General features: G+C 72.5%; 22 protein-coding genes and 1 pseudogene. 12 read left to right on the forward strand and 11 right to left on the reverse strand.

Going from position 1 to position 22,794, the window contains the following annotated elements; genetic code table 11:
- Positions 1-217 precede the first annotated feature (217 nt).
- Positions 218-961 carry a uracil-DNA glycosylase gene (locus QQM72_RS20580; protein WP_314222524.1) on the forward strand — a complete coding sequence of 248 codons (744 nt, stop codon included), beginning with the start codon at positions 218-220 and terminating at the stop codon, positions 959-961.
- A 7-nt stretch (positions 962-968) separates the two neighbouring features.
- On the opposite strand, the gene QQM72_RS20585 is transcribed toward QQM72_RS20580, so the two are convergent.
- Both QQM72_RS20585 and QQM72_RS20590 read right to left on the reverse strand, forming a co-directional pair.
- Entirely contained in the window at positions 969-2,426 is a 1,458-nt protein-coding gene (locus QQM72_RS20585) for a LamG domain-containing protein (protein ID WP_314222338.1), read from the reverse strand.
- A gap of 57 nt (positions 2,427-2,483) precedes the next feature.
- Positions 2,484-3,182, reverse strand: a complete 699-nt coding sequence (locus QQM72_RS20590; RefSeq protein WP_314222339.1) for a GntR family transcriptional regulator — start codon at positions 3,180-3,182, stop codon at positions 2,484-2,486.
- Between the two features lie 153 nt (positions 3,183-3,335).
- Here QQM72_RS20590 and QQM72_RS20595 point away from each other — a divergent pair, with 153 nt between their 5' ends.
- Both QQM72_RS20595 and QQM72_RS20600 read left to right on the forward strand, forming a co-directional pair.
- Complete coding sequence (locus QQM72_RS20595; RefSeq protein ID WP_314222340.1) at positions 3,336-4,814, forward strand: NCS1 family nucleobase:cation symporter-1; 1,479 nt, start codon at positions 3,336-3,338, stop codon at positions 4,812-4,814.
- Between the two features lie 5 nt (positions 4,815-4,819).
- A complete protein-coding gene (locus tag QQM72_RS20600; RefSeq protein WP_314222341.1) occupies positions 4,820-5,542 on the forward strand; it encodes an aspartate/glutamate racemase family protein in 723 nt (240 codons plus the stop codon).
- Between the two features lie 172 nt (positions 5,543-5,714).
- Here the strand turns inward: QQM72_RS20600 and QQM72_RS20605 are convergent, their stop codons facing one another.
- The gene (locus QQM72_RS20605) at positions 5,715-5,957 is read right to left on the reverse strand and encodes a hypothetical protein (protein WP_314222342.1); all 243 of its coding nucleotides are present in this window, start codon (positions 5,955-5,957) and stop codon (positions 5,715-5,717) included.
- Between the two features lie 221 nt (positions 5,958-6,178).
- On the opposite strand from QQM72_RS20605, the gene QQM72_RS20610 reads away from it, so the two are divergent.
- The 3 genes from QQM72_RS20610 to QQM72_RS20620 all read left to right on the forward strand — a co-directional run bounded on the left by QQM72_RS20610 (position 6,179) and on the right by QQM72_RS20620 (position 9,791).
- Positions 6,179-6,562 (forward strand): hypothetical protein, encoded by a 384-nt coding sequence (locus QQM72_RS20610; RefSeq protein ID WP_314222343.1) that lies wholly within the window; start codon positions 6,179-6,181, stop codon positions 6,560-6,562.
- 70 nt (positions 6,563-6,632) lie between these two features.
- Positions 6,633-7,364: a DUF7873 family protein gene (locus tag QQM72_RS20615; RefSeq protein ID WP_054242961.1), complete on the forward strand. Its 732-nt coding sequence runs from the start codon at positions 6,633-6,635 to the stop codon at positions 7,362-7,364.
- A 531-nt stretch (positions 7,365-7,895) separates the two neighbouring features.
- Positions 7,896-9,791 carry an FUSC family protein gene (locus QQM72_RS20620; protein WP_314222344.1) on the forward strand — a complete coding sequence of 632 codons (1,896 nt, stop codon included), beginning with the start codon at positions 7,896-7,898 and terminating at the stop codon, positions 9,789-9,791.
- Positions 9,792-9,805: 14 nt separating this feature from the next.
- Here QQM72_RS20620 and QQM72_RS20625 read toward each other — a convergent pair whose 3' ends face one another.
- Positions 9,806-10,774: an endonuclease/exonuclease/phosphatase family protein gene (locus tag QQM72_RS20625; protein WP_314222345.1), complete on the reverse strand. Its 969-nt coding sequence runs from the start codon at positions 10,772-10,774 to the stop codon at positions 9,806-9,808.
- Between the two features lie 189 nt (positions 10,775-10,963).
- Here QQM72_RS20625 and QQM72_RS20630 point away from each other — a divergent pair, with 189 nt between their 5' ends.
- Both QQM72_RS20630 and QQM72_RS20635 read left to right on the forward strand, forming a co-directional pair.
- Positions 10,964-11,155 carry a DUF899 family protein gene (locus QQM72_RS20630; protein WP_314222346.1) on the forward strand — a complete coding sequence of 64 codons (192 nt, stop codon included), beginning with the start codon at positions 10,964-10,966 and terminating at the stop codon, positions 11,153-11,155.
- 228 nt (positions 11,156-11,383) lie between these two features.
- Complete coding sequence (locus tag QQM72_RS20635) at positions 11,384-11,560, forward strand: hypothetical protein (RefSeq protein WP_314222347.1); 177 nt, start codon at positions 11,384-11,386, stop codon at positions 11,558-11,560.
- A gap of 4 nt (positions 11,561-11,564) precedes the next feature.
- Here the strand turns inward: QQM72_RS20635 and QQM72_RS20640 are convergent, their stop codons facing one another.
- The 3 genes and pseudogenes from QQM72_RS20640 to QQM72_RS20650 form a co-directional block, all read right to left on the reverse strand.
- Positions 11,565-13,436, reverse strand: a complete 1,872-nt coding sequence (locus QQM72_RS20640) for an ABC transporter ATP-binding protein (RefSeq protein WP_314222525.1) — start codon at positions 13,434-13,436, stop codon at positions 11,565-11,567.
- A gap of 280 nt (positions 13,437-13,716) precedes the next feature.
- Positions 13,717-14,163 (reverse strand): hypothetical protein, encoded by a 447-nt coding sequence (locus tag QQM72_RS20645; RefSeq protein WP_054242966.1) that lies wholly within the window; start codon positions 14,161-14,163, stop codon positions 13,717-13,719.
- Positions 14,164-14,429: 266 nt separating this feature from the next.
- Positions 14,430-15,152: pseudogene (locus tag QQM72_RS20650) on the reverse strand (ATP-binding protein); the annotation flags it as partial.
- 239 nt (positions 15,153-15,391) lie between these two features.
- On the opposite strand from QQM72_RS20650, the gene QQM72_RS20655 reads away from it, so the two are divergent.
- The 3 genes from QQM72_RS20655 to QQM72_RS20665 all read left to right on the forward strand — a co-directional run bounded on the left by QQM72_RS20655 (position 15,392) and on the right by QQM72_RS20665 (position 17,474).
- Complete coding sequence (locus QQM72_RS20655; RefSeq protein WP_314222348.1) at positions 15,392-16,252, forward strand: helix-turn-helix domain-containing protein; 861 nt, start codon at positions 15,392-15,394, stop codon at positions 16,250-16,252.
- On the forward strand, positions 16,253-16,528 hold the full coding sequence (locus tag QQM72_RS20660; protein WP_020131864.1) for a DUF397 domain-containing protein: 276 nt from the start codon (positions 16,253-16,255) through the stop codon (positions 16,526-16,528).
- A gap of 133 nt (positions 16,529-16,661) precedes the next feature.
- Positions 16,662-17,474: an SAM-dependent methyltransferase gene (locus tag QQM72_RS20665; protein ID WP_314222349.1), complete on the forward strand. Its 813-nt coding sequence runs from the start codon at positions 16,662-16,664 to the stop codon at positions 17,472-17,474.
- 64 nt (positions 17,475-17,538) lie between these two features.
- On the opposite strand, the gene pdxR is transcribed toward QQM72_RS20665, so the two are convergent.
- Entirely contained in the window at positions 17,539-19,026 is a 1,488-nt protein-coding gene (pdxR, locus tag QQM72_RS20670) for a MocR-like pyridoxine biosynthesis transcription factor PdxR (RefSeq protein WP_314222350.1), read from the reverse strand.
- Positions 19,027-19,085: 59 nt separating this feature from the next.
- On the opposite strand from pdxR, the gene QQM72_RS20675 reads away from it, so the two are divergent.
- On the forward strand, positions 19,086-19,589 hold the full coding sequence (locus tag QQM72_RS20675) for a carboxymuconolactone decarboxylase family protein (protein WP_314222526.1): 504 nt from the start codon (positions 19,086-19,088) through the stop codon (positions 19,587-19,589).
- A 129-nt stretch (positions 19,590-19,718) separates the two neighbouring features.
- Here QQM72_RS20675 and QQM72_RS20680 read toward each other — a convergent pair whose 3' ends face one another.
- From QQM72_RS20680 to QQM72_RS20690, 3 genes are all read right to left on the reverse strand, one after another.
- The gene (locus QQM72_RS20680) at positions 19,719-21,206 is read right to left on the reverse strand and encodes a glutamate synthase subunit beta (RefSeq protein ID WP_314222351.1); all 1,488 of its coding nucleotides are present in this window, start codon (positions 21,204-21,206) and stop codon (positions 19,719-19,721) included.
- A gap of 150 nt (positions 21,207-21,356) precedes the next feature.
- A complete protein-coding gene (locus tag QQM72_RS20685) occupies positions 21,357-21,836 on the reverse strand; it encodes an anthrone oxygenase family protein (RefSeq protein ID WP_314222352.1) in 480 nt (159 codons plus the stop codon).
- A 140-nt stretch (positions 21,837-21,976) separates the two neighbouring features.
- Positions 21,977-22,690, reverse strand: coding sequence for a DUF2293 domain-containing protein (locus QQM72_RS20690; RefSeq protein WP_314222353.1), 714 nt, complete (start codon positions 22,688-22,690; stop codon positions 21,977-21,979).
- Positions 22,691-22,794: the final 104 nt, after the last annotated feature.

Below are 22,794 nucleotides of genomic sequence, written 5' to 3' on the forward strand. Positions count from 1 at the left end.
AGTCCCCACCCCTCCGGCCCCAGTCGGTTCGAATCCCCCGGCGCGGTCTTACCGTGGAGGGATGGACGCCTCCAAGGCCCCCTCCGACTCCGCGACCTCCCTCGCCTCACCGCCCGACTCCTCTCCCTCCCCTTCCTCTCCCTCCGCTTCCGCAGGCTCCTCCGACCCCGACCCCGACCCCGACCCCGACTCCGCAGCCTCCGCCTCCGCACTGGTCATGCTCGACCGGCGGGTCGGGGGCTGTCGGGCGTGTCCTCGGTTGGTGGACTGGCGTGAGGAGGTGGCCCGTACCAAGCGGGCGGCCTTCGCGGACTGGACGTACTGGGGTCGGCCCGTACCCGGCTTCGGCCCGTCGGACGCCCGGCTGCTGATCGTCGGGCTGGCCCCGGCCGCGCACGGCGGGAACCGTACGGGGCGGATGTTCACCGGTGACCGTTCCGGCGACGTGCTGTATCGGGCGTTGTATGACGTGGGGCTGGCGTCGCAGCCCACCGCCGTGTCCGTCGACGACGGGCTGAAGCTGTACGGCGTGCGGATCACATCGCCGGTGCACTGCGCGCCGCCCGCCAACAAGCCCACCCCGATGGAGCGGGATACCTGCCGACCCTGGCTCGTGCAGGAGCTGAGGCTGCTGCGGCCCACGTTGCGCGCGGTCGTGGTGCTCGGCGCCTTCGGTTGGCAGGCCGCGCTGCCCGCGTTCGCCGAGGCGGGCTGGACCGTGCCCCGACCGCGGCCCCCCTTCGCTCACGGGACCCGGGTGACGCTCGACGGCCCGGAAGGTGCTGACCGCCCGGGCGGTGTTGGCGGCCCGGAAGGTGCTGACCGTCCGGGCGGTGTCGGCGGCCTCGATGTCTTCGGGTGCTTTCACGTCAGTCAGCGCAACACCTTCACCGGCCGGCTCACCCCAGGGATGCTGCGCGATGTGCTGCGCACGGCCGCGGGGGCGGCGGGGCTGCCGTGAGCTCCGGTCAGACGAGGCGTGCCGCGGTGACCGGTCGTGACGCGACGGGGTAGGCCTTGTCCTTGGCGGTGTTGACGCTCCAGCGGTAGCGGGAGAACTCTCCGGTGGTGCTGGAGGCGTAGAACATCATGTGGCCGATGCCGACGCCCTCGAACTGCTCCTCCGCGAGGAGGCCGACCATGCGGGTGTCGGGATACCTGGGGTAGTTGGTCAGCGCGTACACGCCGTGTGGCTCGGCCGTGCAGTCGACGACCTCGACTGCGTACTGGGTCTCGCCGGTGAAGTCGGCGACCCCGCTGAAGACGCCCTTGACCTCGCGGACCATGACGATGTGGCCGGTGTTGTCCTCGACCTGGCCGTTGTAGTCCACCGCGATCAGATCGCCGGGCCGGAGGTCGGCGACCTTGCGGATCTGCTGGAAGCGGGGGCCCGCGGTGCCGTTCGCGAAGGCCTGGCGGTAGTCGGCGGCCTCGGGGATGCGGTCCTGGAAGTACTGGGTGAAATAGGCGTCGGTGGCCCATCCGTAGGTGTGTTTCAGCACCCAGGTGACGAAGGACGAGCAGCGGGCCCGGGCGATCCAGCTCGGCAGGTCGTCGGGTGTGCCCCAGGTGACGGTCGATGGGGAGCCGATCAGGTAGACGTTGTTGAGGCGGGCCGTGCGGCCGCTGATCAGGGAGATCTCGTCGGCGCTCAGGGCGCGGCCGTAGGCGCGCACCTCGTCGACGGAGCCCTTGAGGTGGTTCACGTAGGCGCCGTTCCAGCGGGCCCGGCCTATGTTGAAGCCCTGGGGGGCGGCCCAGGACAGGGTGGCGTCGGCGGTTCCCTCCGGTATGCCGTTCACGTACAGGTGGACTCGGGTGCCGTCCCACACTCCGGTCAGGTGGGTCCATTTGCCCGGGACGGGGGCGGTGGTGGCGAGGGCGGAGATCTTGGTGCTCTGGTCCTCGGCGCGCACCTTGAACGCCCAGGCGCCGGCGGTGTCGTCGTACTGGAGCAGGAAGCGGCTGCAGCCGGTGCCGTCCTGGCTGACTGCCGTGTACATGTTGGTCAGGGGGGCGTCGTCCGCGAGGCGTACCCAGGCGGAGACGGTGAACGGGGCCGTGGTGTCGAGCACGGAGGCCGTGGCGGCGTAGGCCGCGTCCAGGGTCAGTTCGCCGCCGGCCCGCAGGGTGGTCCAGCTCGCGCCGGCGCCGAGGGTCACGGGGTGGTCGTGGCCGCAACGGTCGGCGCCGGAGCCGTCCAGTGGCCAGTGTCCGGCGAGGCCGGCGGGCAGGTAGCCGGCCGCCAGGAGGCGCTGGTACTGGACCATCTGCTCGGCCTGGGCGAGATGGGGTGCGGCGATCGGTGTGAACGGCGTGTCCAGGGGGGCGTCGGCGGTCGCGTTCCCGGCGGCGCCGAGTACGCCGGTCACCGCGCCCGCCCCCACGAGTGCGGCTCCGCTCAGCAGTCCGCGTCTGCTCACCATGGTCGTTCTCCCCGTCCCGTTCGCCGTGTGCGCGCCTTCGGGTACCTGTCCGAAGGGTCAGGGGATTCTAGGCGGAGCGTGATCGGGGGAGGGCGGTGCCTGGGGAAGGTGCGTTTCCCCGAACAGGTGCCGGACCGTTGAGCGGTAGTTGGCCTGTACGTGGTTCAGGGCGTGGGCGCGGGCGCGGGCCGGGTCGCCGGAGGCGATGGCGTCGTACAGGTCCTGGTGTTCGGTGAGGAGTTGGGGCCATTCCTCGTTGCGTCGGGTGAGCCATTGCAGGCGGCCGGCGACCGGTTCCATGACCGAGATCAACAGGGTGTTGCCGGCCATGGCGAGGAGCCGGTCGTGGAACCGGGTGTTGATGTCGGTGATCGCCTCGGCGTCCCCGGCGTCGGTGGCGCTCGCCGCGTTCGTCAGGAGTTCGCGTAGTTGCGCGAGGTCCTCCGGGGTGGCCCGGGTGGCGGCCAGTCCGGCCGCGTACACCTCCAACGCCTCGCGCAGCTCGAAGAGTTCCTTCACGTCGGTGGGGCTCAGTGGCCGTACGACCGTCCGGCGCGGGGTCTCGAACAGGACGAAGCCCTCGGCGACGAGTGCCCGGATGGCTTCCCGGACCGGGACCCTGGAGACGCCGAACCGGTCGGCCAGCTCGCGCTCGACGAGCCGGTCTCCGGGACGCAGCCTGCCGGCGATGATCTCCTGCCGCAGGGACCCCAGGACGCGCTCGCGCACCGCTCCGAGGGGTTCGATCTTCGTCATGGGCCCATCCTCGCCGATGGGAGGGGGCTTTTACGGAGCCGTAACGGGACGGACATCGGTCAGAACGCTTGAAGGCGGGACCATGTCCGCAGTTTGGTATACCAAACGGTCCGGTCAGCAGTCCTCCTCCGTCCCCTTGCCCATGGAGGCCCCGTGTCCCTCGCCGACAGCGCCGAAGCCACCGGCGCACCAGCGTTCGTCCCCGACCCCCGGCTCACCAACGAAGACCTCGCACCCGCCGAGAAGCGGAACTGGAAGGTATTCGACCTCTTCGCCATGTGGATGTCGGACGTCCACAACCTCGGCAACTACACCTTCGCCGCAGGACTGCTGGTCCTCGGGATGAACGTGTGGCAGATCTTCACGTCCCTCCTCGTCGGCTTCGTGCTCATCTACGTCGGCATGAACTGGATGGGCCGGATCGGCCAGCGCCACGGGGTGCCCTTCCCGGTGGTCAGCCGCATCAGCTTCGGCGTCTGGGGCGCCAACATCCCGGCCCTCATCCGGGCCGTGATCGCCATCATGTGGTACGGCATCCAGACCTACCTCGCCTCCGTCGCCGTCAATGTGATGCTGCTGGCGGCCTGGCCGGGCCTGGAGTCCTGGACGCACAACTCCTTCCTCGGCCTCGACGCGCTGGGCTGGCTGTCCTTCGTGTCCCTCTGGCTGGTCCAGGCGATGATCATCAGCCAGGGCATGGAGTCCGTACGCAAGTTCCAGGACTTCTGCGGCCCGGCGATCTGGCTGGTGATGATCGCGCTGGCGCTGTGGGTGCTGTCCAAGGCGGGCTGGACCATCTCGCTCACCTCCACCCCGCACCCGGTCTCCGTGGGGGAGCAGTGGCGGCAGTGGTTCGGCGCGATCGGTCTGATCCTCGCCACCTACGGCACGCTGATGCTGAACTTCTGCGACTTCTCCCGCTTCGCGCCCGACTACCGGACGGTCCGCCGCGGCAACTTCTGGGGGCTGCCCCTCAACTCGACGGCCTTCGTCGTCGTCTCCGTGATCGTCACCGCAGGCTCGCTCGAGGTGTTCGGCGAGGCCATCACCGACCCGGCGGAGCTGGTCGCGAAGGTCGGCAACACCTGGGTGCTCGTCCTGGGCGCACTCACCTTCGCCATCGCCACCATGGGCGTCAACATCGTCGCCAACTTCGTGTCGCCGGCGTACGACCTCGCCAACGTCTGGCCGCAGAAGATCACCTTCAAGGTCGGCGGCATGATCAGCACGGTCGCGGCGCTCGTGGTCACCCCGTGGAACCTGTTCTCCAACCCCACGGTCGTCAACTACTTCCTCGGCGGCCTCGGCGCCTTCCTCGGTCCGCTGTTCGGCGTGATCATGGTCGACTACTACTGGGTCAAGCGCGGTCGCGTCGACGTGAACGAGCTGTTCGACGCCACCCCCGGCTCCCGCTACTACTACCGCGGGGGCGTCAACCCGAAGGCGCTGTGGGCGTTCCTCCCCTCCGCGGCGGTCGCGGCGGTGCTCGCGCTGGTGAAGACCTTCAGCGATGTGGCGCCGTACTCCTGGTTCATCGGGACGGCCCTGGGTGCCGGACTGTACGTGCTGCTGTGCCGAGCCGAGCGGGCCGCCGGGTCCGCGGTCGTCGCCGAGAAGCCCGTGGAGGTCTGAGGAGCGTGCGGAACGTACGGATCGTCGTCACCAACTGCAACACCACGCAGGAGATGACCGAGGAGATCGTGCGAGGAGCCCGGGCCGCGGCAGGTCCGGGCACCACCGTGACCGGACTGACCCCCGCCTGGGGGCCCGAGTCGGCGGAGGGCTGGCTCGACAGCTTCCTCTCAGCCGCGGCGGTCATGGACGCGCTGCGGACCTACGACGGGGCGCTCTACGACGCCGTAGTCATGGCCGGCTTCGGTGAGCACGGGCGGGAGGGCGTAAGGGAGTTGGTGGACGTGCCCGTCGTCGACATCACCGAGGCCGCGGCGCATCTGGCGTGTCTGCTGGGGCGCCGGTACGGGGTCGTGACCACGCTGGAGCGGTCCTGCGGCCAGATCGAGGACAGCCTGGAGCTGGCCGGGGTGGGCCGCAACTGCGCCGCCGTCGTGGGCACCGGGCTCGGCGTCCTCGATCTGGGCGACCGCGACCGCGCCGAGGCGGCCTTTCTGGCGGCCGCCGAGCGGGTCCGGGCGGCGGGGGCCGAGGTGCTGGTCCTGGGGTGTGCCGGGATGACGGGACTGGAGCGGATGGTGGGGGACAAGCTGGGCCTTCCGGTCGTCGACGGGGTGGGAGCGGCGGTGAAGCTGGCCGAGGGGCTGGTCGGGCTGGGGCTGACGACCAGCCGGGCGGGGAGTTTCGCGAAGCCGGTGCCGAAGCGGAGGGCGTGGGGGGCCGGGTAGCCGGGCGGCGGGACTCCCGGGACGGCGGGCCGTGGATCATGGGGACTTGCCGGGGCGGCGGGGCTGTGGATCACGGGGACTTGCCGGGGCGGCGGGGCTGTGGATCACGGGGACTTGCCGGGGCGGCGGGGCTGTGGATCACGGGGACTTGCCGGGGCGGCGGGGCCGTGGATCACGGGGGCTCCTCGGGGCCGCGTATCCGTGGGGCGCACGCTGTCCGGAACTCCTCGCTGCGCTCGGCCGCTTCGACCCGCTCGACGCGGTAGAGGCGTTGCTGCGGTGCGGCCCGCGCGCGGGGATCGATGCCGAGCCGGTCCGGCGGCCCGAGCAGCCGGTGCACCAGCGGGCCCGTCCACCCCCGCAGCCGCAGTCCGGCCAGCGACACGTACTGCCGGCCGTCCTCCCCGTACCTCACCAAGGCATGCTCCCCCCCCGCACTCCGGTCGTGACGCTCTGTCACGACATCTCCATTGAAGCGCGCCCCACTGACAATCGCCGTGCGGCCGATATCCGTTGGACAATCCCGAGTCGCACTCGCCACGCTGCTGCCCATGCGGAGCAGGCAGCTGGGCCGATTCACGGCGGCGGACTTCTCAGTGCCTCGCCGGAGATTCCGGCGGGCCACGGAGGTCTGCGATGTCCCGTACCGTCCATCACGTCCGTCCGCGGCACCGCGTCCGGCCCGACGTCCGGCCGTCGCAGCGCCGGGGCTGGATCACCGGCCACCGTCTCGGTGAACTGCGGTACAGCCGAAGGGAGCTGACCCGGGCGCGGCGTGAGCGGCGACGACCGACACCCGTTCCGCTGGTGCGCGCGTTCCGCTCCTCCACCTTTCCCCGGTCCCTGAACGCGCGGATCGACGGCCCGTACGAGTCCCGTGCGCGTGCCGCGCTGACCGTGTTCCGCTCGACCGCCCGCAACCGGCTCCGCGCCGCCCCGACGGGCGGGCTGCTCTTCGCGGCCGAGGAACTGGATCACCCGGCGACCCGTCACCGTCACCGGAACGTGTGGGACTGCTGATCGCGAACCCTCTCGTGCCCTTCGGTCAATAACCCTTTGGGGTGATCGTGTCGGAGCCGCTACCGTCGTCGTGGCGAAACTCAATCAGATCATCGCAGTCGAGAAGGGCATCAAGTCCAAGGCCCACCAGGACCTGAGCACGGCCCAGCACGGACTCCAGAAGCCCGCGCTGCTGGCCGGTATCTCGCGGACCTACCAGCCCAAGGACGAGGAGGGCGAGCAGCTGCCGCCCGAGTCGACGCGGGTGCAGGTGAAGGCCGAGGACGTGCTGCGGGAGACCGCGGCCACGCTGACCCGGCTGTTCGACGTGACCGCCACGAAGGACTGGGCCAACTGCACCGCCCGCGCCGACGTGAAGGTCGACGGCCGGGTGCTCGTCGCCGAGGTACCGGTGTCCTACCTGCTCTTCCTCGAGAAGCAGCTCGTCGACCTGACCGCCTTCGTGCGCAGGCTGCCCGTGCTCGACGCCTCCGAGTCCTGGGCGCAGGACCCGTCCACCGACGCGTGGAAGACCGAGCCGGTACGGACGCTGCGCACCAAGAAGGTGCCGCGCAACCACGTGAAGGCGGAGGCGACAGACAAGCACCCGGCGCAGGTCGAGGTGTACTACGAGGACGTGCCGGTCGGTTACTGGACGACCGTGAAGTTCTCGGGAGCCCTGCCCGCCCGCCGGGTCAACGAACTCCTGGCGCGCCTGGAGAAGGTGCAGCAGGCGGTGAAGTTCGCCCGGGAGGAGGCGAACGGCTCCGACGTCGTCGACCAGCGGGTCGGTGACGCCGTGTTCGGCTATCTGTTCGGGTAGCCTTCGAGACTCCCCGGTCCTTCGTGACCGGGGTGCGCGAGGAGCGCAAGCTGAAGCTGAAGCTTGTCGTGACGAGCGAACCGTACCCGCCGAGCAATTCAGGGACGGATCGCGATGAATCTCAGACTCTTGCTCCAGACTCAGCATTCGCCGCCGATCGCCGGAGCGACCGGGCCCAGGCCCCCGGACGTCGAATTGCCGGTTCAAGTCCGGCCCGCGCAGCTCGATGCGCGGTGGTCCAAAGGCAGGACGCGACGACATCACGACTGACCTGGGTCCTCAAGTGCGCCGGTGTGCGACATGGGTGGCTCCACAGGGGCCGGGGGCAGGCTACGCCCCCGGCCCCGCTCCCGTTTCCGGCCTTGCGTTCATAAAGAACGCGGGATTCGGGCCAGGCGTCACCTCGCCGAAACGAAACCGCCCCCACCTCTGCAGAACCGCCCCGTACCGTGGACACCACAGCTCACAGCTGACCAGCCCCGGCCGCCGTCGCCCGAAGGCACACCCCCGCCCTCGCCCGACAGGAGCTCCGTGTCCCCGCGCCCGCACCTTCCCGCTCGCGCATTCCGTCCGCTCGCCGCTCTTCCGCCCTGGCTCGCCCACGCCCTGCGCGCCCAGCGCGGGCCCGTCCCGTGGAGCGCCGTCACGCGGGGGGCGCTGGCCGCCGGGCCGCTGCTGCTCGTGTCCGTCCTCGTCGGCCGGACCTCGCTCGGGGTGGTCGCCGCCATCGCCGCGATGCTCGCCGGGATCAACGACCGGCCCGGCAGCAGGCGGACCGCCGTGCAGCGGCTCGGGGCGCCCGCCCTCGGGGGTGCGGGAGGACTGCTCGTCGGGACCTACGTCGGGGATCATGTCGGGGCCGTCGCGCTGACGGTCGTCCTCACCGGGCTCGGGCTCCTCGCCGGCGGGATGAGCGCCATCGGGCCCGTCGCGTCCGGCGGCGGCACACAACTGCTCGTCGCCTCGGCGATCGGGGCCGGGATGCCGGTCGCGGAGCCCGGGTGGGCGCGCGCCCTAGCCTTCCTCGCCGGGGCCGGATGGCTGCTCGCGCTGCGGCTCGCCCTGCCCACGCCCGGCGCGATGACCGGTGACTTCCGGTTCGACGGCGAACGGGACGCGGTGGCCCGCGTGTACGACGCCGTCGCGGACCTGCTCGACGCGACGGGGACCGAGCACGCCACCGCCCGGCGCGCCGCGCTCACCGCGTCCCTCGACCACGCCCAGGACGCCCTCGCCGGACCGCGGCTGCGGCGTTACGCCAGCTCCTCCTCCGAACGGCGGCTGCACGCCCAGTACGCCGCCGCCCTGCCCCTCGCCGAGGCCGCGACCGCCCTCGCCTGGGCCGCGGAGCCCCTGTCCGAACGGGCCTCGGCCGGGCCCCGACGGCTCGCCGCCGCCGTCCGCGAGAACACCCACACCGGGCCGCTGCCCGCGCCCGCCCGGTCCGCCCCCGCGCTGCGCGCCCTCGACGACGCCCTGCTGCACGCCGCCGACGCCTTCGACCAGGGCGGCGGCGGTGACCTGCACGCCCGCCGGCACGGCGTGCGGTACCTGCTGCGCACCGGGTTCGGTGCGGGCGGCCGCGAGTACGGGCTGCGGGTCGCGCTCTCCTTCGGGGCCAGTGCCGCCGTCGCGCAAGCCCTTTACCACTCCCAGTGGTACGGCCGGCACACCCACTGGTACTGGCTGCCCGCCACGGCCGTCTTCCTGGTCAAGCCCGACCTCGGGCCCCTGGTGTCGCGGGTGCTGTGCCGGGCCGCGGGGACCGTGCTCGGGGCACTGCTCTTCGCCGGGTTCGCCGCCGTGCTGCCCCGGCCGGAGGGGCTGGTGGCGCTGGTCGCCCTGTGCGGGGCGCTCATCCCCGTGTCGACCCGGCACTTCGCCGCCCAGACGGCCGTCGTCACCGTCCTCGTGCTGTCGCTGGTGATGGTCGGTGGAGAGCCCCAGGCCTCCGCAGGCCGCATCGTCGAAACCCTGCTGGCCTGCGGGATCGTCCTGATCGTCGGGCATCTGCCGATGCCGGGGAGGCGCGGCGGCCAGGTGCGCGCCCGGCTCGCCGCCGCCGTGCGCGCGGCGGACGTCTACCTCACCCATGTGCTCGACGGCTCCGACGACCGCGCCGCCCGCTGGGCCCTGCGCCGTGAGGCCTACCGCGCGCTCGCCGAGGCCCGCACGGCCATCGCCCTCGCCGCCCACGAACTGCCCGCCCTCGCCCGGCACACGGAGGGCACGGACGAGGTCGCCGCCGTCCTCGAACGGCTCGTCGACACGACCACCGCCTGCGCCGTCCACCTCGACGACACCGGACGGCTCACCGCACGGCACCGGGAGCGGCTCGCCGAACTCCTCGACGAACTCGCGGCGGGGCGGGACCGGGTGGGGCTGCGGGCGCCCGTGCCGGATCTGCCGGTGCCGGTGGCCGGGTAGCGCTGCCCGGCGCGTCAGTCGATCCGCACCCACACCGGCGCGTGGTCCGACCCCGGTGCGTTCCTGCGTGCCGCCGGATCGAGCCCCACCGACGGGAGCCGCGGTTCCTCCTGCGACCCCGGCCCCGCATCCGTGCCCGTGCCCGTGCCCGCCGACGTCAGCCGGTGGACCAGGCGGTGGCTCGTCAGTACGTGGTCGATCAGCTCGCGGCGACCGGAGTTGATCCGCGACCAGCGGCGCTCGGCGGGGATCAGGGGGGCCACGTCCCACAGGCGGGCCGCGTCGCCCCGGTCGGGCGTCTCGAACCCGCGGGTGCCGATCTCCGAGCCGGGCGGGCCGAGCAGGATCTGCGTGGTCGCCGCCTGGACCTCGTCGTTCAGGTCGCCCAGCACCGCCACGTCCCGCGCGCGGCCGTCGCCGGCCAGCAGATCGTCGGCCAGGGCGCGCAGCGCCGTCGCCTCGGCGGCCCGCCGGTAGAGGGCGTAGGCGCCGTAGCGGGCCCGTTCGCCCTCGTCGCGCGGGAAGAAACGATCACCCGGGTACGACAGCAGCTTCGACTTCAGATGGGCCACCGCCACCCGCAGCGGCCCGGCCGGCGTGACCGTCTCCACCGCGAGGAAGCCACGGCCCGACCCGTCGGAGGTGGCCCCCGAGTCGTCCGCCTGGACGGGTCGCAGTGCCGCCGGGTACGCGCGCGTGTCGGCCAGCACCTCCAGGGGCGTACGGCTGATCACGCCGACCCGGATGCCCCGGCCGTCGGGGTGCGCGGACAGCGCCGCGTGCCAGGTGCCGCCCACCGTCTCCAGCAGGTCCGTCAGCGCCTCGGGCTCCCCGACCTCCTGGACGCCGAGCACGCCCGGGTCGAGCGCGGTGACGACGGCGGCGAGCGCGGCGAGCTTCGCCTCGTAGGCGGTCTCGTCCTTCGGGCCGAACGGCCCTCCGGGCCGGTACAGGTTCTCGAGGTTCCAGGTGCCGAGGAGCATGCGGGGCTCCCTCCGGGAAGTGTCGTGGCGCCAGGGTGCCCGCCCGCCGGGGCCGGCGACAGGTTCGGGACGAGATGCGCGCCACGGCTCACTCGCGGGCACGACCCCGTCGTACGTCGACGCGATGACGCCTTCTCCGCCGACTCCCGGTAGCCCCGGCCCCGGAGCCCCTTGCCGTGCGAGGCGCGCATGGGCTGGACGGTGCCCTGGTACTCCTCGTACGACGACGACGTCAACGGCGACTTCGAAGCGACGGTGGGGCAGCCCGGCGGCTTCGCCCAGCGGCCCGGGGGCAGCTGCTTCCTCCGGGAGGGTGACCGGGTCCTCCACACCTGCTCGGTGTGTTCGACCGCGAGCTCGACCGGCGCGGCCCGGCGATGAGCTTCCTGGACCTGACGGCGCCGGGGCCGCCGAGCGGTGCGCGAGCCCGGTACCACGACGAGTACGAGTTCTGACACGGAGCGTGTCCGAGATGTTCGTAAGGTGACCGGATTCTCACACTCGGCGTTGAACGCGTGTCAGCTACGTCTCAGTCCCGCAACCGGCCGAGGCCTTCGACCTCCCCAGAGCGTTAACTCCTACAAGTACGACGCTGAACGGAGGTGCGAGATGGTGAACGGGCGGACCGTGCTCGAGCGCTTTCCCGCGGGTGGGCCGCGGGGCTCGTGGCCGGCGGAGGAGTTCGCGCAGGCACGGCGTATGGAGGGACTGGCCGCCGAGGTCGTCATGGACCTCGCCACCGACACCTTCCTGGTGGTCGTCCGGGGCGGTGACATCGCGCGGTGAGGCGTCAGCCCGCCTGTGACGGGGCGGGCACCGGCACCTGCGCCGTGAACTGCTCGGCCTGCAGCGTGTACAGCTCGGCGTAGACGCCGCCGCCCGCCAGCAGCTCCTCCGGGGTCCCGGACTCCACCAGCCGGCCCTGGTCCAGGACGTGCACCAGATCCGCGTGCCGGACCGACGCGAGCCGGTGGGTGATCAGCACGACCGTCTGGCCGCTGTCGGCGAGCGCGCGGATCTTCTCGAAGACCTCCAGCTCGGCCCGGGCGTCCAGGGCCGCCGTCGGCTCGTCCACGATCAGGATGCGCCCCCGCCGGTACGCCGCCCGGGCGATGCCGAGCCGCTGCCACTGGCCGCCGGACAGCTCGTGACCGCCGCTGAAATGCCGGGCCAGCAGGGTGTCCAGCCCCCGCGGCAGGTCCTCGACCACCTCCTGGGCGCCCGCCTCCGCGACCGAAGTGGCCAGCCGTTCCTCGGTGAGCGGGGCGGCGGAACGGCCGATCGCGACGTTGACCCGGGCCGTGAACGGCCACCGCTTGAAGTCCTGCGCCACCATCGCGATGCGCTCGGCCAGCTCGTGCCGGTCCGCGTCCGCCGCGTCCACGTCGTCCCACAGGATCCGCCCCCGGTCCGGCTTGTACAGCCCCGCCAGCAGCTTCACCAGGGTCGTCTTGCCGGAGCCGTTCTCCCCGACCAGCGCGATGATCCGGCCGAGGGGGAGCGAGAGGCTGATGTCGTCGAGGGCCGGACGGGTCGACTCGCCCGGATAGCCGAACGTGACGTTCTCGAAGCGGATCTCGCGCGGCTCGTCCGGCAGGGCCGTGCCGCCCACCGGGATCGCCCGTTCGGCCGCCTCCACGTAGAGGCGCTGGAGGTCGCCCACGAACAGGGCCTCCTCGTGCAGCTGATTGACCTCCAGGACGAGGGTGTTCAGGCTCGCGGAGCCGCTGCGGATCGCGATCACGGCCGTGCCCGCCACCGCCAGCGCCATCGTCCCGGTCAGCAGCAGCCCGCCCAGCGTGGCGTACGTCGCCAGCGTCGCCAGGCCCGTCCAGGTAGCCGCGAACAGTCCGGTGCGGGCCGCGAGCCGGGCCAGCCGGGCCTGCTCCGCCTCGGCCGTCTCCGACATCGCGCGGAAGTGCCGCAGCAGGAAGGGGCCGACGCCGTGGACGCGTATCTCGGGCGCGGCCGCGGGCTCGGTGAGGAGACCGGCGATCAGGTGACCCGCGCGCGCGTGCTGCACCCAGGTGTGGAAGGACTCGTAGCGGCGCCGGGCGTTGGTCAGGGCGCTCCAGGCGCTCGGCAGCGTCATCGTCACCAGGAGCGGCAGCAGGAGCGGGTGCAGCACGGTGAGGACGCCCGCCGACGCGGCCAGCGAGATCATCGCGTTCACCACGCGCGTGCCGTGACTGATCATGTAACGGCTGGACCGGGCCCCGTACTGCGCGGTGTCCAGCAGCTTGTGGAAGGCGTGGTCCTCGATCGCGGCGAGTTCGACGGCGGCCGCCCGCTCCAGATACAGCTCGGTCGCCACCCGCTCCACCTTGGGCTCGAGCCGCCCGGTGGCGTACGTCGACGCGGCCCGCAGCAGCGCCCCGACCAGGAGGACGGCGGCCATGGCGGCCAGGGCGGGGGCGGCACCGCGCAGTCGGTCCTCGATCGGCCCGCCGGTGATGAGCCGGCCCAGCACGGTGTTCATCGCGAGCAGACCGATCGCCTGCGCCACGCCCCGGGCGATCTCGGCGGACAGCACGATCCGGGCGGCTTTCGGGTCGGCCTGCCGGGCCAGCCTGAGGCTGGTGCGCAGGAGGGACGGCAGCCGGGTGACCATGGCGCGGAAGTTCAGCTCCAGGAAGGCGTCCCGGTGCTGGTTCCAGCCCATGTCGTAGCGGAGCGGGCCGCCGAAGAGGAGCCGCTCCGACTCGGACACGTCACGCTCGTCGGAACCCTGCGGTTTGCGTGCCTTTACCGCCTCCGGAGTTGTGCCCGCCTCCTGTGCCGTGCCTGCCTCTCCCACCGTCGGCCTCCCCCGATCGCGATAGTCGACGCACGGCCACTATCGCGGGACGGGACGGGCGAGGGCAGGGCGCGGGGCGGGGGAGCCGGGACGCGCGGGCGTGCGCCGGGACGGCCCCGGGACCGGCTCGCCGAGGGGCGGCGGGCTACGCGCTGATCGCCCGTGACCAGGTGGGCGTCGTGCCCGTGAGGCGGCACAGCGCCAGGTAGAGGGGGATCGGCGGGGTGTACGGAAGCGTGCCGTCCGGCATGTGGATGAGGCCGGGGACGTGCGGGGAGTCCGGCAGGAGGGCGCCCGTGGCGTAGTGCGCGGGGGCGGGCCACTCCAGGGCGTAGTCGGAGTCGGAGGGCACCAGCCACCACCAGCGCGCCTCGTCGGCGTAGACGCAGCCCACGCGCGGCAGGCGCGGCATGAGCAGCGGGCCGAGGCGGGCGGGGACGGAGACGGCGTCGCAGCCCAGCGGGGCCGTCATGCCGTCGGGCACGGCCAGCCGGCGCGGCGGCTCGGGGGTGTGCGCACCGCCAGGCCCGCGCTTGAGGCGGACGAGCGTGTCGAGGGTCAGCAGCGGAGCCCGACCGGAGACCGCGCTCATGCCCTTCCCCGCTCGCGGCCGTGCTCGAACGGGAGGGCCGCGGCGGAGTGGCCGGCCGGCCGAGCGTCGCGGCCAGCTTCGTATCCGCCGTGGCCGCCGGGAGCGCGGTGCCGCTGCGGGGCGACACGGGGGGTGGGGCCGTCGGGTGCGGATGCCGGGGCGGGGGCGGGCTTGGCGGAGGTGGCGGCGGGCGCGGCCGGCGGCACGGGGTGTGGTCGGCGGGCGGCCCGGCCGGCCATGGCGCGGTACCACTGCTCGGCCTGCTCGTCCTCGTCGGCCGGACCGTCGGCTGGTCCCGGCTTCGGTCGGGAGCCCCAGCCGAGGTCGTTGCGGGGCACGGCCGCAGCGGTGTGCGGCTGCGCGGGACTGTCGTGGAACTCGTCCAGGGTGTCGAGGAGCTCGCCGAGGTCGGCGTGGTGCGGCGCGGCCGTGTCCAGGCTGTTGCAGGGCTCGGCGGGATCACGGGGAGCGTCGGCCTTGCGGGTGAGGTCGGCCCAGACCAGCAGGCCGGGCCCGTGTTCCTGGGCGCCCCAGGCGTGACAGAGGGCTTCGACGAGGAGCAGTCCCCTCCCGTGCTCCTCCTCGGGGCGCTGCGGGGAGGGATGGGGATCACCCGGCGCGCAACCCTCGTCACGCACGGCTATGCGGACCAGGTCGTCGCCGTCGTGCAGCTCGCAGACGACGACGTCGCTCGCGGTGTGCACGATCGCGTTGGTGACCAGCTCGGATATGACCAGTGCGGCGGTGTCGCAGGTGTCCTCGCACACCGACCAGCCGGTCAGCCGGGCCCTCGTCAGGCGTCTGGCCTGGGCGGGGGAACCCGGATGGGCGGCCAGTTCGAATCGGAACCGGCGCTCGGCAGCGGCCTGGTCTGGGCCTGCTCCCGCGCTGGCACCGAGACCCTGGGGGCGGCCTGCGGCGGCGTCTGTTCCTAAGGGCGCGGACGGAATCACGCTTGCCACTATCTCCCCGCCGTGAACACTTGGCAAGTGTCACTCTGAAAAATGCAGAGTGCTGTGTGACGCGGTGGGGGGCCGTGGCACACTGCTCGCAACAGCACGTTGAACGGCGCCAATTGGGATCGGTGAAGATCCGTACGTATGCGTACAGACCTTCGAATGGATCTTCGAGCGGCGCCGTAAGGCTGTCGGGATTCTTTTCGTGACCGGCCGGGTCGGGGCTCGTGCGGCCCCCCGCGTGACCGGCCGGCTCTTCGTGGAGGTGGAGCGTGAGCGAACCGCGGTCCGCGCCGACGGTCGGCCAGGTCGTTCTCGGTCGGCGCCTGCTGGACCTGCGGGAACGCGCCGGGCTCAAGCGCGAGGAAGCCGCCCGCGTCCTGCGCGTCGCGCCCGCCACGGTCCGTCGTATGGAAATGGCCGAGGTCAGCCTCAAGATCCCGTACCTCCAGCTGCTGCTGAAGGCCTACGGGGTCACCGAGGAGGAGGCCGAGGGCTTCGTCCTGCTCGCCGAGGACGCGAACAAGCCGGGCTGGTGGCAGCGGTTCCACGACGTCCTGCCCGGCTGGTTCTCCATGCACGTCAGCCTCGAGGGCGCCGCCGCCCTGATCCGTCAGTACGAGCCGCACTTCGTGCCCGGCCTGCTCCAGACCAAGGACTACGCGCGCGGTGTCCTGAAGTCCGGAGCCATCGGCCAGACCCGCCCGGAGGACATCGAGCGCCTCGTCGACCTGCGCATACAACGCCAGGATCTGCTCACCCGTCAGGACGCCCCCCGACTGTGGGTCGTGATGGACGAGACGGTGCTGCGTCGCCCGGTCGGCGGCCCGGAGGTGATGCGCGCGCAGATCGACACCCTGCTCGAGGCCGCGAAGCTGCCCAATGTGACGTTGCAGGTCGCCCCGTTCGAGAACGGGCCGCATCCGGGCACGTACGGGCCCTTCGTGCTGTTCCGATTCGCCATGCCGGAGCTTCCGGACATGGTCTACAGCGAGTACCTGACCGGCGCCGTCTATCTCGACGCCCGCACCGAGGTGGCGACCCACCTCGAGGTCATGGACCGCATGGCGGCGCAGGCCGCTACAGCACATCGCACGAAGGAGATCCTCCGGGACCTCCGCAAGGAGTTGTGAATGAATCACATCAGGACCCAGTCCAGGCCGAGAGTCCGCGCTCAGCGGATCTACAACGGCATGCCCGCCCGGGAGCTGGGCAGCGAGGGCTGGCACAAGCCGTGGAGCGGCGGCAACGGAGGCAACTGCCTGGAAGCGATGAAGCTCGCCGACGGCCGGATCGCCGTCCGGCAGTCCACCGACCCCGACGGACCGGCGCTGATCTACACCTCCGACGAGATGACGGCCTTCATCGAGGGAGCCAAGGCGGGGGAGGCGGACTTCCTGCTGTCCTGAACGGACCTGTCTGGCACTTCTTGCTCAGCTCACCCCCCACCCGCTTTCGCCCATCTGCCCTTGCCTTCACTCAACTCCCTTAATTTGGTACTGACTTGAAAAATATCCGCGTCACATGCTTACGGAGTGCCTCATGACCGGGCAGGACCCCACCGGAGCCGTCGAGATCGACACCAGCAAGCCCCACCCCGCACGGATGTACGACTGGTACCTCGGTGGGAAGGACAACTACCCCGTCGACGAGGCGATGGGCCGGCAGATGCTCGCCCTCGACCCGCGCGTGCCGGTGATGGCACGAGTCAACCGGGCCTTCATGCACCGCTCCACCCGCTGGCTCGCCACGAACGGCGTACGGCAGTTCCTGGACGTCGGCACGGGCATCCCGACCGAGCCCAACCTGCACCAGGTCGCCCAGCGGATCGCGCCGGACGCCCGGGTGGTCTACTGCGACAACGACCCGATCGTCCTGGCGCACGCGGCCGCCCTGCTGCGCAGCACGTCGGAGGGCGTCACGGAGTACCTCCAGGCGGACGTCCGTGACCCGGACGCCATCATCGCGGGGGCCGGGAAGATCCTGGACCTCAGCCGGCCGGTGGCGCTGTCACTGGTCGCGCTGCTGCACTTCGTCCCGGACGAGGACGGCGCGCACGCGCTGGTGGACCGGCTGCTCGCCGCGCTGCCCTCCGGCAGCTACCTGATGATGACCCACGCCACCGCCGACTTCTCCCCGGAGGAGTCGGCGGCGGCCACGGCGAAACTGAAGGCGGCGGGCGTCACCCTCGCCCTGCGGTCGCGCGAGGAGTTCACCCGCTTCTTCGACGGACTCGACCTGGTCGAACCCGGCGTCGCGGTGGTGCCCGAGTGGCACCCCGAGCTCGGCGAACCGGTGCCGGGACAGGACGACGGCGTGATCCCCGGGTACGGGGCGGTGGGCCGCAAGCTCTGAGGCCGCCACCGCATCCGGGGGCCTGCGCGCCGTGGGACGTCCGTGGGACGTCCCACGGCGCGTCTCATTCGGGAGCGGGAGCGGGAGCGGGAGCGGTGTCGGTGTCGGTGTCGGTGTCGGGGCCGCGCCGCCCGTCCGGCGGAGGCAGGATCCGGCACAGCGCGTCCAGGGCCGTCGCGTAGCCGTGCTCCGGCGGTGTCGCGTAGCCGACGACGAGCCCGTCCTCCGGCGCCATGTCGGTCGCCGGATGCCGGAAGGCCGCCAGGCCGTCCAGGGCGACACCCTCCCAGGCGGCCGCCTTGAGCGCGGACCGCTCGGTGCCGGGCGGCAGCCGCAGCACGGCGTGCAGACCGGCCGCGACCCCGGTCACCTCGACGTGCGGCGCCTGCGCGGAGAGCGCCTCGACCAGCCGGTCCCGGCGAGCGCGGTAACGCTGCCGCATCCGCCGTACATGGCGGTCGTAAGCCCCGGACACGATGAGGTCGGCCAGACTCAGCTGATCCAGGGCGCTCGCCCAGGCCTCCCGCTCACCCTTGGCCGCGAGGACGCCGTCGACGTACCGCTCGGGCAGCACCATCCAGCCCAGACGCAGCGCGGGCGACAGACTCTTGCTGACCGAGCCGAGGTAGATCACCCGCTCGGGATCGAGCCCCTGGACGGCGCCGACGGGCTTGCGGTCGTAGCGGAACTCTCCGTCGTAGTCGTCCTCGAGGAGGACCCCGCCACGCGCGCGTGCCCAGTCGATCACGGCCGCCCGGCGGCTCGCGTGCAGGGGACCACCGGTCGGGAACTGGTGCGCGGGGGTGAGCAGCACCGCCCGCTCGCGATCCAGCCGCTCCACGCGCGCCCCGTCCGCGTCCAGGGACAGCGCCGTCGTCCGCACGCCCGCCGCCGCCAGCAGCCCCCGGTGGAAGCCCAGGCCGTACGCCTCCACGGCCAGCGGACCGCGCGGGAGCCCGCTGCCCGGGCCGAACAGGAGCCGCAGCGCATGGGCGAAGCCCGAACAGATCACGATGCGCTCGGGCTCGGTGCGCACGCCACGCGCGCGTGCCAGGTACTCGGTGAGGGCCTCCCGCAGCTCCCGGCGGCCGGCCGGGTCGCCGGGACCGAACACCTCGTTGGGCGCCTGCTGGAGGGCCCGCCGATAGGAGGCCAGCCAGGCCGCGCGCGGGAACGACGACGCGTCCGGGGTGCCCTGCCGCAGGTCGTGCCGGGGTCCACGCGCGCGTGGCGGTGCCTTGACGGGCGTGCGTTCCGCCGGCCGCAGGGGTTCGCTCCGGTCGGCGACCCGCGTCCCCGATCCCTGCCGGGCGGTCAGCCAGCCCTCCGCGACGAGCTCCGCGTACGCGTCGGCCACCGTGTTGCGGGCGACGCCGAGGTCGGCGGCGAGCGAACGGTACGGCGGCAGCCGGGTGCCCGGAGGCAGGCGGCCACCCCGCACGGCCTCGCGCAGCGCCCGGATCAGGGCAGCCCGCCGACCGCCCGGACCGGACAGCTCCACATGCAGGTCGGCGCCGATCCGCTCCGCGGAATTGACCCACGAATCCACCATGGAAATGCACCCTACAAGGGGCCTTTCCGGCTCGTAGGTTGAGGGACATGGCTAATGGCATGACGACGAACGACGCGGGTATCGGCGTGACGGCGGCAGCGGCGGCGGCCGGACGGTCCCGCCTCGACTTCGGGAAGACCGCGGGCAAGGCGTTCCGCGCCCTCATCGGCTTCGACGCCGCCGCCCGCGAGGGCCTCGACCCGGCGCTCGTCGAACTGATCCAGATCCGTGCCTCGCACCTCAACCACTGCGCCTACTGCCTCCACATGCACACGGGCGACGCCCGCAAGGCCGGCGAGAGCGAGGAGCGGCTGCACATGGTCGCCGTATGGCGCGAGGCCCGCCACTTCTTCACCGAGAAGGAGCAGGCGGCCCTGGCTCTCACGGAGGCCGTCACGCTGGTGGCCGACGGCGGCGTCCCGGACGACGTCTACGCCGCGGCAGCCGCCCGCTTCGACGAGCGGGAGCTGGCCCAGGTACTGGCCCTGATCTGCACGATCAACACCTGGAACCGGGTGGCCCTGGCGACGGGCAAGCTGGCCGGGACGGACGAGCGCCGCTGAAACGAGGGCCGTTGCATCCGAGGGTCGCTGAATCGAGGGCTGCTGAAATCGGGCGCCCTTGAAACGATCCGGCCCCGCCCCGTCCCGGGCGGCACGTGCGCGGGTGCCCCGTCCTGGACCTGTCCCCCTCTAGCTGCTCATCGGACGGTCGTACGGGCCGATCGGCGCCGGCAGCCGTGAAGTCCCCGTCAGATGGCGGTCGACGGCCGACGCCACCGCCCGTCCCTCCGCGATGGCCCACACGATCAGCGACTGCCCGCGCGCCGCGTCCCCCGCGGCGAACACGCCGGGGACGTTCGTCGCGAAGTCGCCGTCCCGCGCGATCGTGCCGCGCGGCTCCAGCGTCAGCCCCAGCTGTTCGACGAGCCCGTCCTCCCGGTCCGGCCCGGTGAAGCCGAGGGCCAGCAGCACGAGGTCGGCGGGGAGCGCCCGCGCGGTGCCCTCCACCGGCCTGCGCCGCGCGTCGACCTCGACGAGGTGCAGCGACCGTACGTGCCCGGTCGCGTCGCCGGTGAAGCGGAGCGTGGACGCCGCGAACAGCCGCGCGTCCGCGTCCGCCGCCGGCGCGGACTCCAGATCGCGCGCCTCCTCGTGCGCCGCCGAGAGCCGGTAGATCTTCGGATACGTCGGCCAGGGGTCGGTGTCCTCGTCGCGCTCAGGACCGGGCTGCGCGTAGATGTCCAGCTGGGTCACGGACGCTGCGCCCTCGCGCACCGCCGTGCCCAGACAGTCGGCGCCCGTGTCGCCGCCGCCGACGATGACGACGTGCTTTCCGGCGGCGGACATCGGGGACGACTCCAGATCCCCCTCGCCCACCCGGTTGGCCAGCGGCAGATACTCCATCGCCTGCTGTATGCCGGTCAACTCCCTTCCCGGCACGTGCAGTTCACGCCACTCGGTCGCCCCGGTGGCGATCACCACGGCGTCGTGGCGGACCCGCAGATCCGCAGCCATGACGTCCCGCCCGACGGTGGTCGAGGTGCGGAACTTCGTGCCCTCGGCCCGCATCTGCTCGATCCGTCGCTCCAGGTGGTGCTTCTCCATCTTGAAGGAGGGGATCCCGTACCGCATCAGTCCGCCGATCCGGTCGTCCTTCTCGTAGACGGCGACCGTGTGCCCGGCGCGGGTCAACTGCTGCGCCGCGGCCAGCCCGGTGGGCCCGGAACCGATCACCGCGACCGTCTTGCCGGACAGCCGGTCCGGGGGGCGCGGCGGCGTGAGACCGTCCGCCCAGGCCCGGTCGGCGATGGCGGCCTCGACGTTCTTGATGGTGACGGCCGGCTGGTTGATGGCGAGGACGCACCCGGCCTCGCACGGAGCCGGGCACAACCGGCCGGTGAACTCGGGGAAGTTGTTCGTCGCGTGCAGCCGGTCGCTCGCCGCCCGCCAGTCCTCCCGGGACACCAGGTCGTTCCACTCGGGGATCAGGTTGCCGAGCGGACAGGCCTCGTGGCAGAACGGGACGCCGCAGTCCATACAGCGGTCGGCCTGCTTGCTGACGATGGGCAGCAGCGCCCCGGGGACGTACACCTCGTCCCAGTCCCGCACCCGCTCCTCGACCGGCCGCCGGGGCCAGTCCTCGCGGGGCGTCGTCATGAATCCCTTGGGATCGGCCATGGGCGTCTTCCTCGCGTACGCGTACAACAGGCCGAGCGTCATCGGGCGGCACTCTTTCGGCCACGATACGTCGCGTCGGCCACCCACGCAGAGTGGCGGACAGCGCTTTCCGGAACGGGGGTCCGGTGCCCCGCCGCATTCCTTGTCCGGTCAGGCCAGAGCCAGGACGTACACGACCGCCGAGGCCGCGGACGCGACCGCGCGCACGTGGTTCCACCGCGTCCACTGACGCAGGTAGACCGGCCAGTACGCGACGGCTTCCGGCGTGCCCGGTTCCAGCTTCGCGAGGGCCTCGTTGCGCGGCACGTTGGCGGCCACGGTCACCCCGAACGCGCCGCACAGGTACAGCGCGCTGCCCAGCAGCAGGTGGAGCGTCCCTTCGTCCGGCCACAGCACGAAAGTCACCACGGCGATCACCGCGCACACCGTCGCCGCGCCGAGGAACAGGACCATGAACGCCGGTGTCAGCGCGGTGGAGTTGATCGCGTTCATCGCCGCGACGCCCTGCGCGGGCGGCAGCGTGGCGAGACCGCGCATCACCAGGACCGAGAAGGCACAGAAGACCCCGGCCATCAGCCCCGTGGTCACGGCGCCCACCATCGCGAGCACCTCATAGGGTCCATCGATCATGACAACGTCAACTCCCGCCCTCGGTGCGGAGATCTTGCCCGGGTCCGTCCCTCACCTCAAGTGAAATCCCGTTCATGATCGGTGACCACGGCCGGAACGCGCGGGAACATGCGCGGACGTCCACCAGGCTGCCGTCCGCGCTACCGAACCGTCCCGTCCGTCCCGCCGGCCGGCTCCCGCCACATCCGTATCCGGGCCTCCACGTCCGCCGCGATCCGCCGGCGCGCCTCGTGCCGGGGCACGCCGCTCATCAGCAGCCGGTCGTACGGCGTGTCCAGATGCCGTACGGACGCCACGACCGCGAAGACCACGGCTCCCTCGGACAACGCCCGCCCGGCGGCGCTGCGTCCCACCCGGCCACTGCCCCGCAGGGAGGCGTGCGCGGCGATCCCGCGCGCCCGGTCTCCCGGACAGCCGGGAAGCAGCCGCAGGATCTCCGCCGCGAACCTCTCCGCGAAGCGCTCGTCCTGTGCCGCCCGGCGTCGCGCGTCCCGGGTCCGGCGCCGCTGCCGTGCCTCGGCGTCCGCCAGGCACCGTTCCTCTGCCCGGGTGAGCGCCGCCTCCTCGACCAGGACGCCCTGGCGTTCGTAGCGCCCCTTGCGCCGGTTGAAACGGACCACCACCGCCGACAGCCCGCTCTCCTCCCGCGACCTGCGGGTCAGTGCCGCGTCCCCGCGCGGCAGGAACACCAGGTGCCCGAGATCGGCGCAGTCGAGGCAGCGCGGCGCGGCGTCCTCCAGGACCAGCATCGGCAGCGGCCCGCGACGGCACCCGGCGCAGTGCTTCCGCCGGACCGGCTGGACGACGAGAAGCCCGGTGCGGGGCGCGGAAGCGGTGAGGGCTGCGACTGCCATAGGGCCTTCATGCCCCCTGGCGGACGCGTCAGCACCTGGTCGCCGGCCCGTGGGCGGGGCGGCAGGCGGCAGGCAGCAGGTCGGCCGACGGGCTCGGGCCGCAC

Origin of the sequence: Streptomyces zaehneri, from assembly GCF_032248645.1 — a bacterium.
Lineage (GTDB): Bacteria > Actinomycetota > Actinomycetes > Streptomycetales > Streptomycetaceae > Streptomyces > Streptomyces coriariae.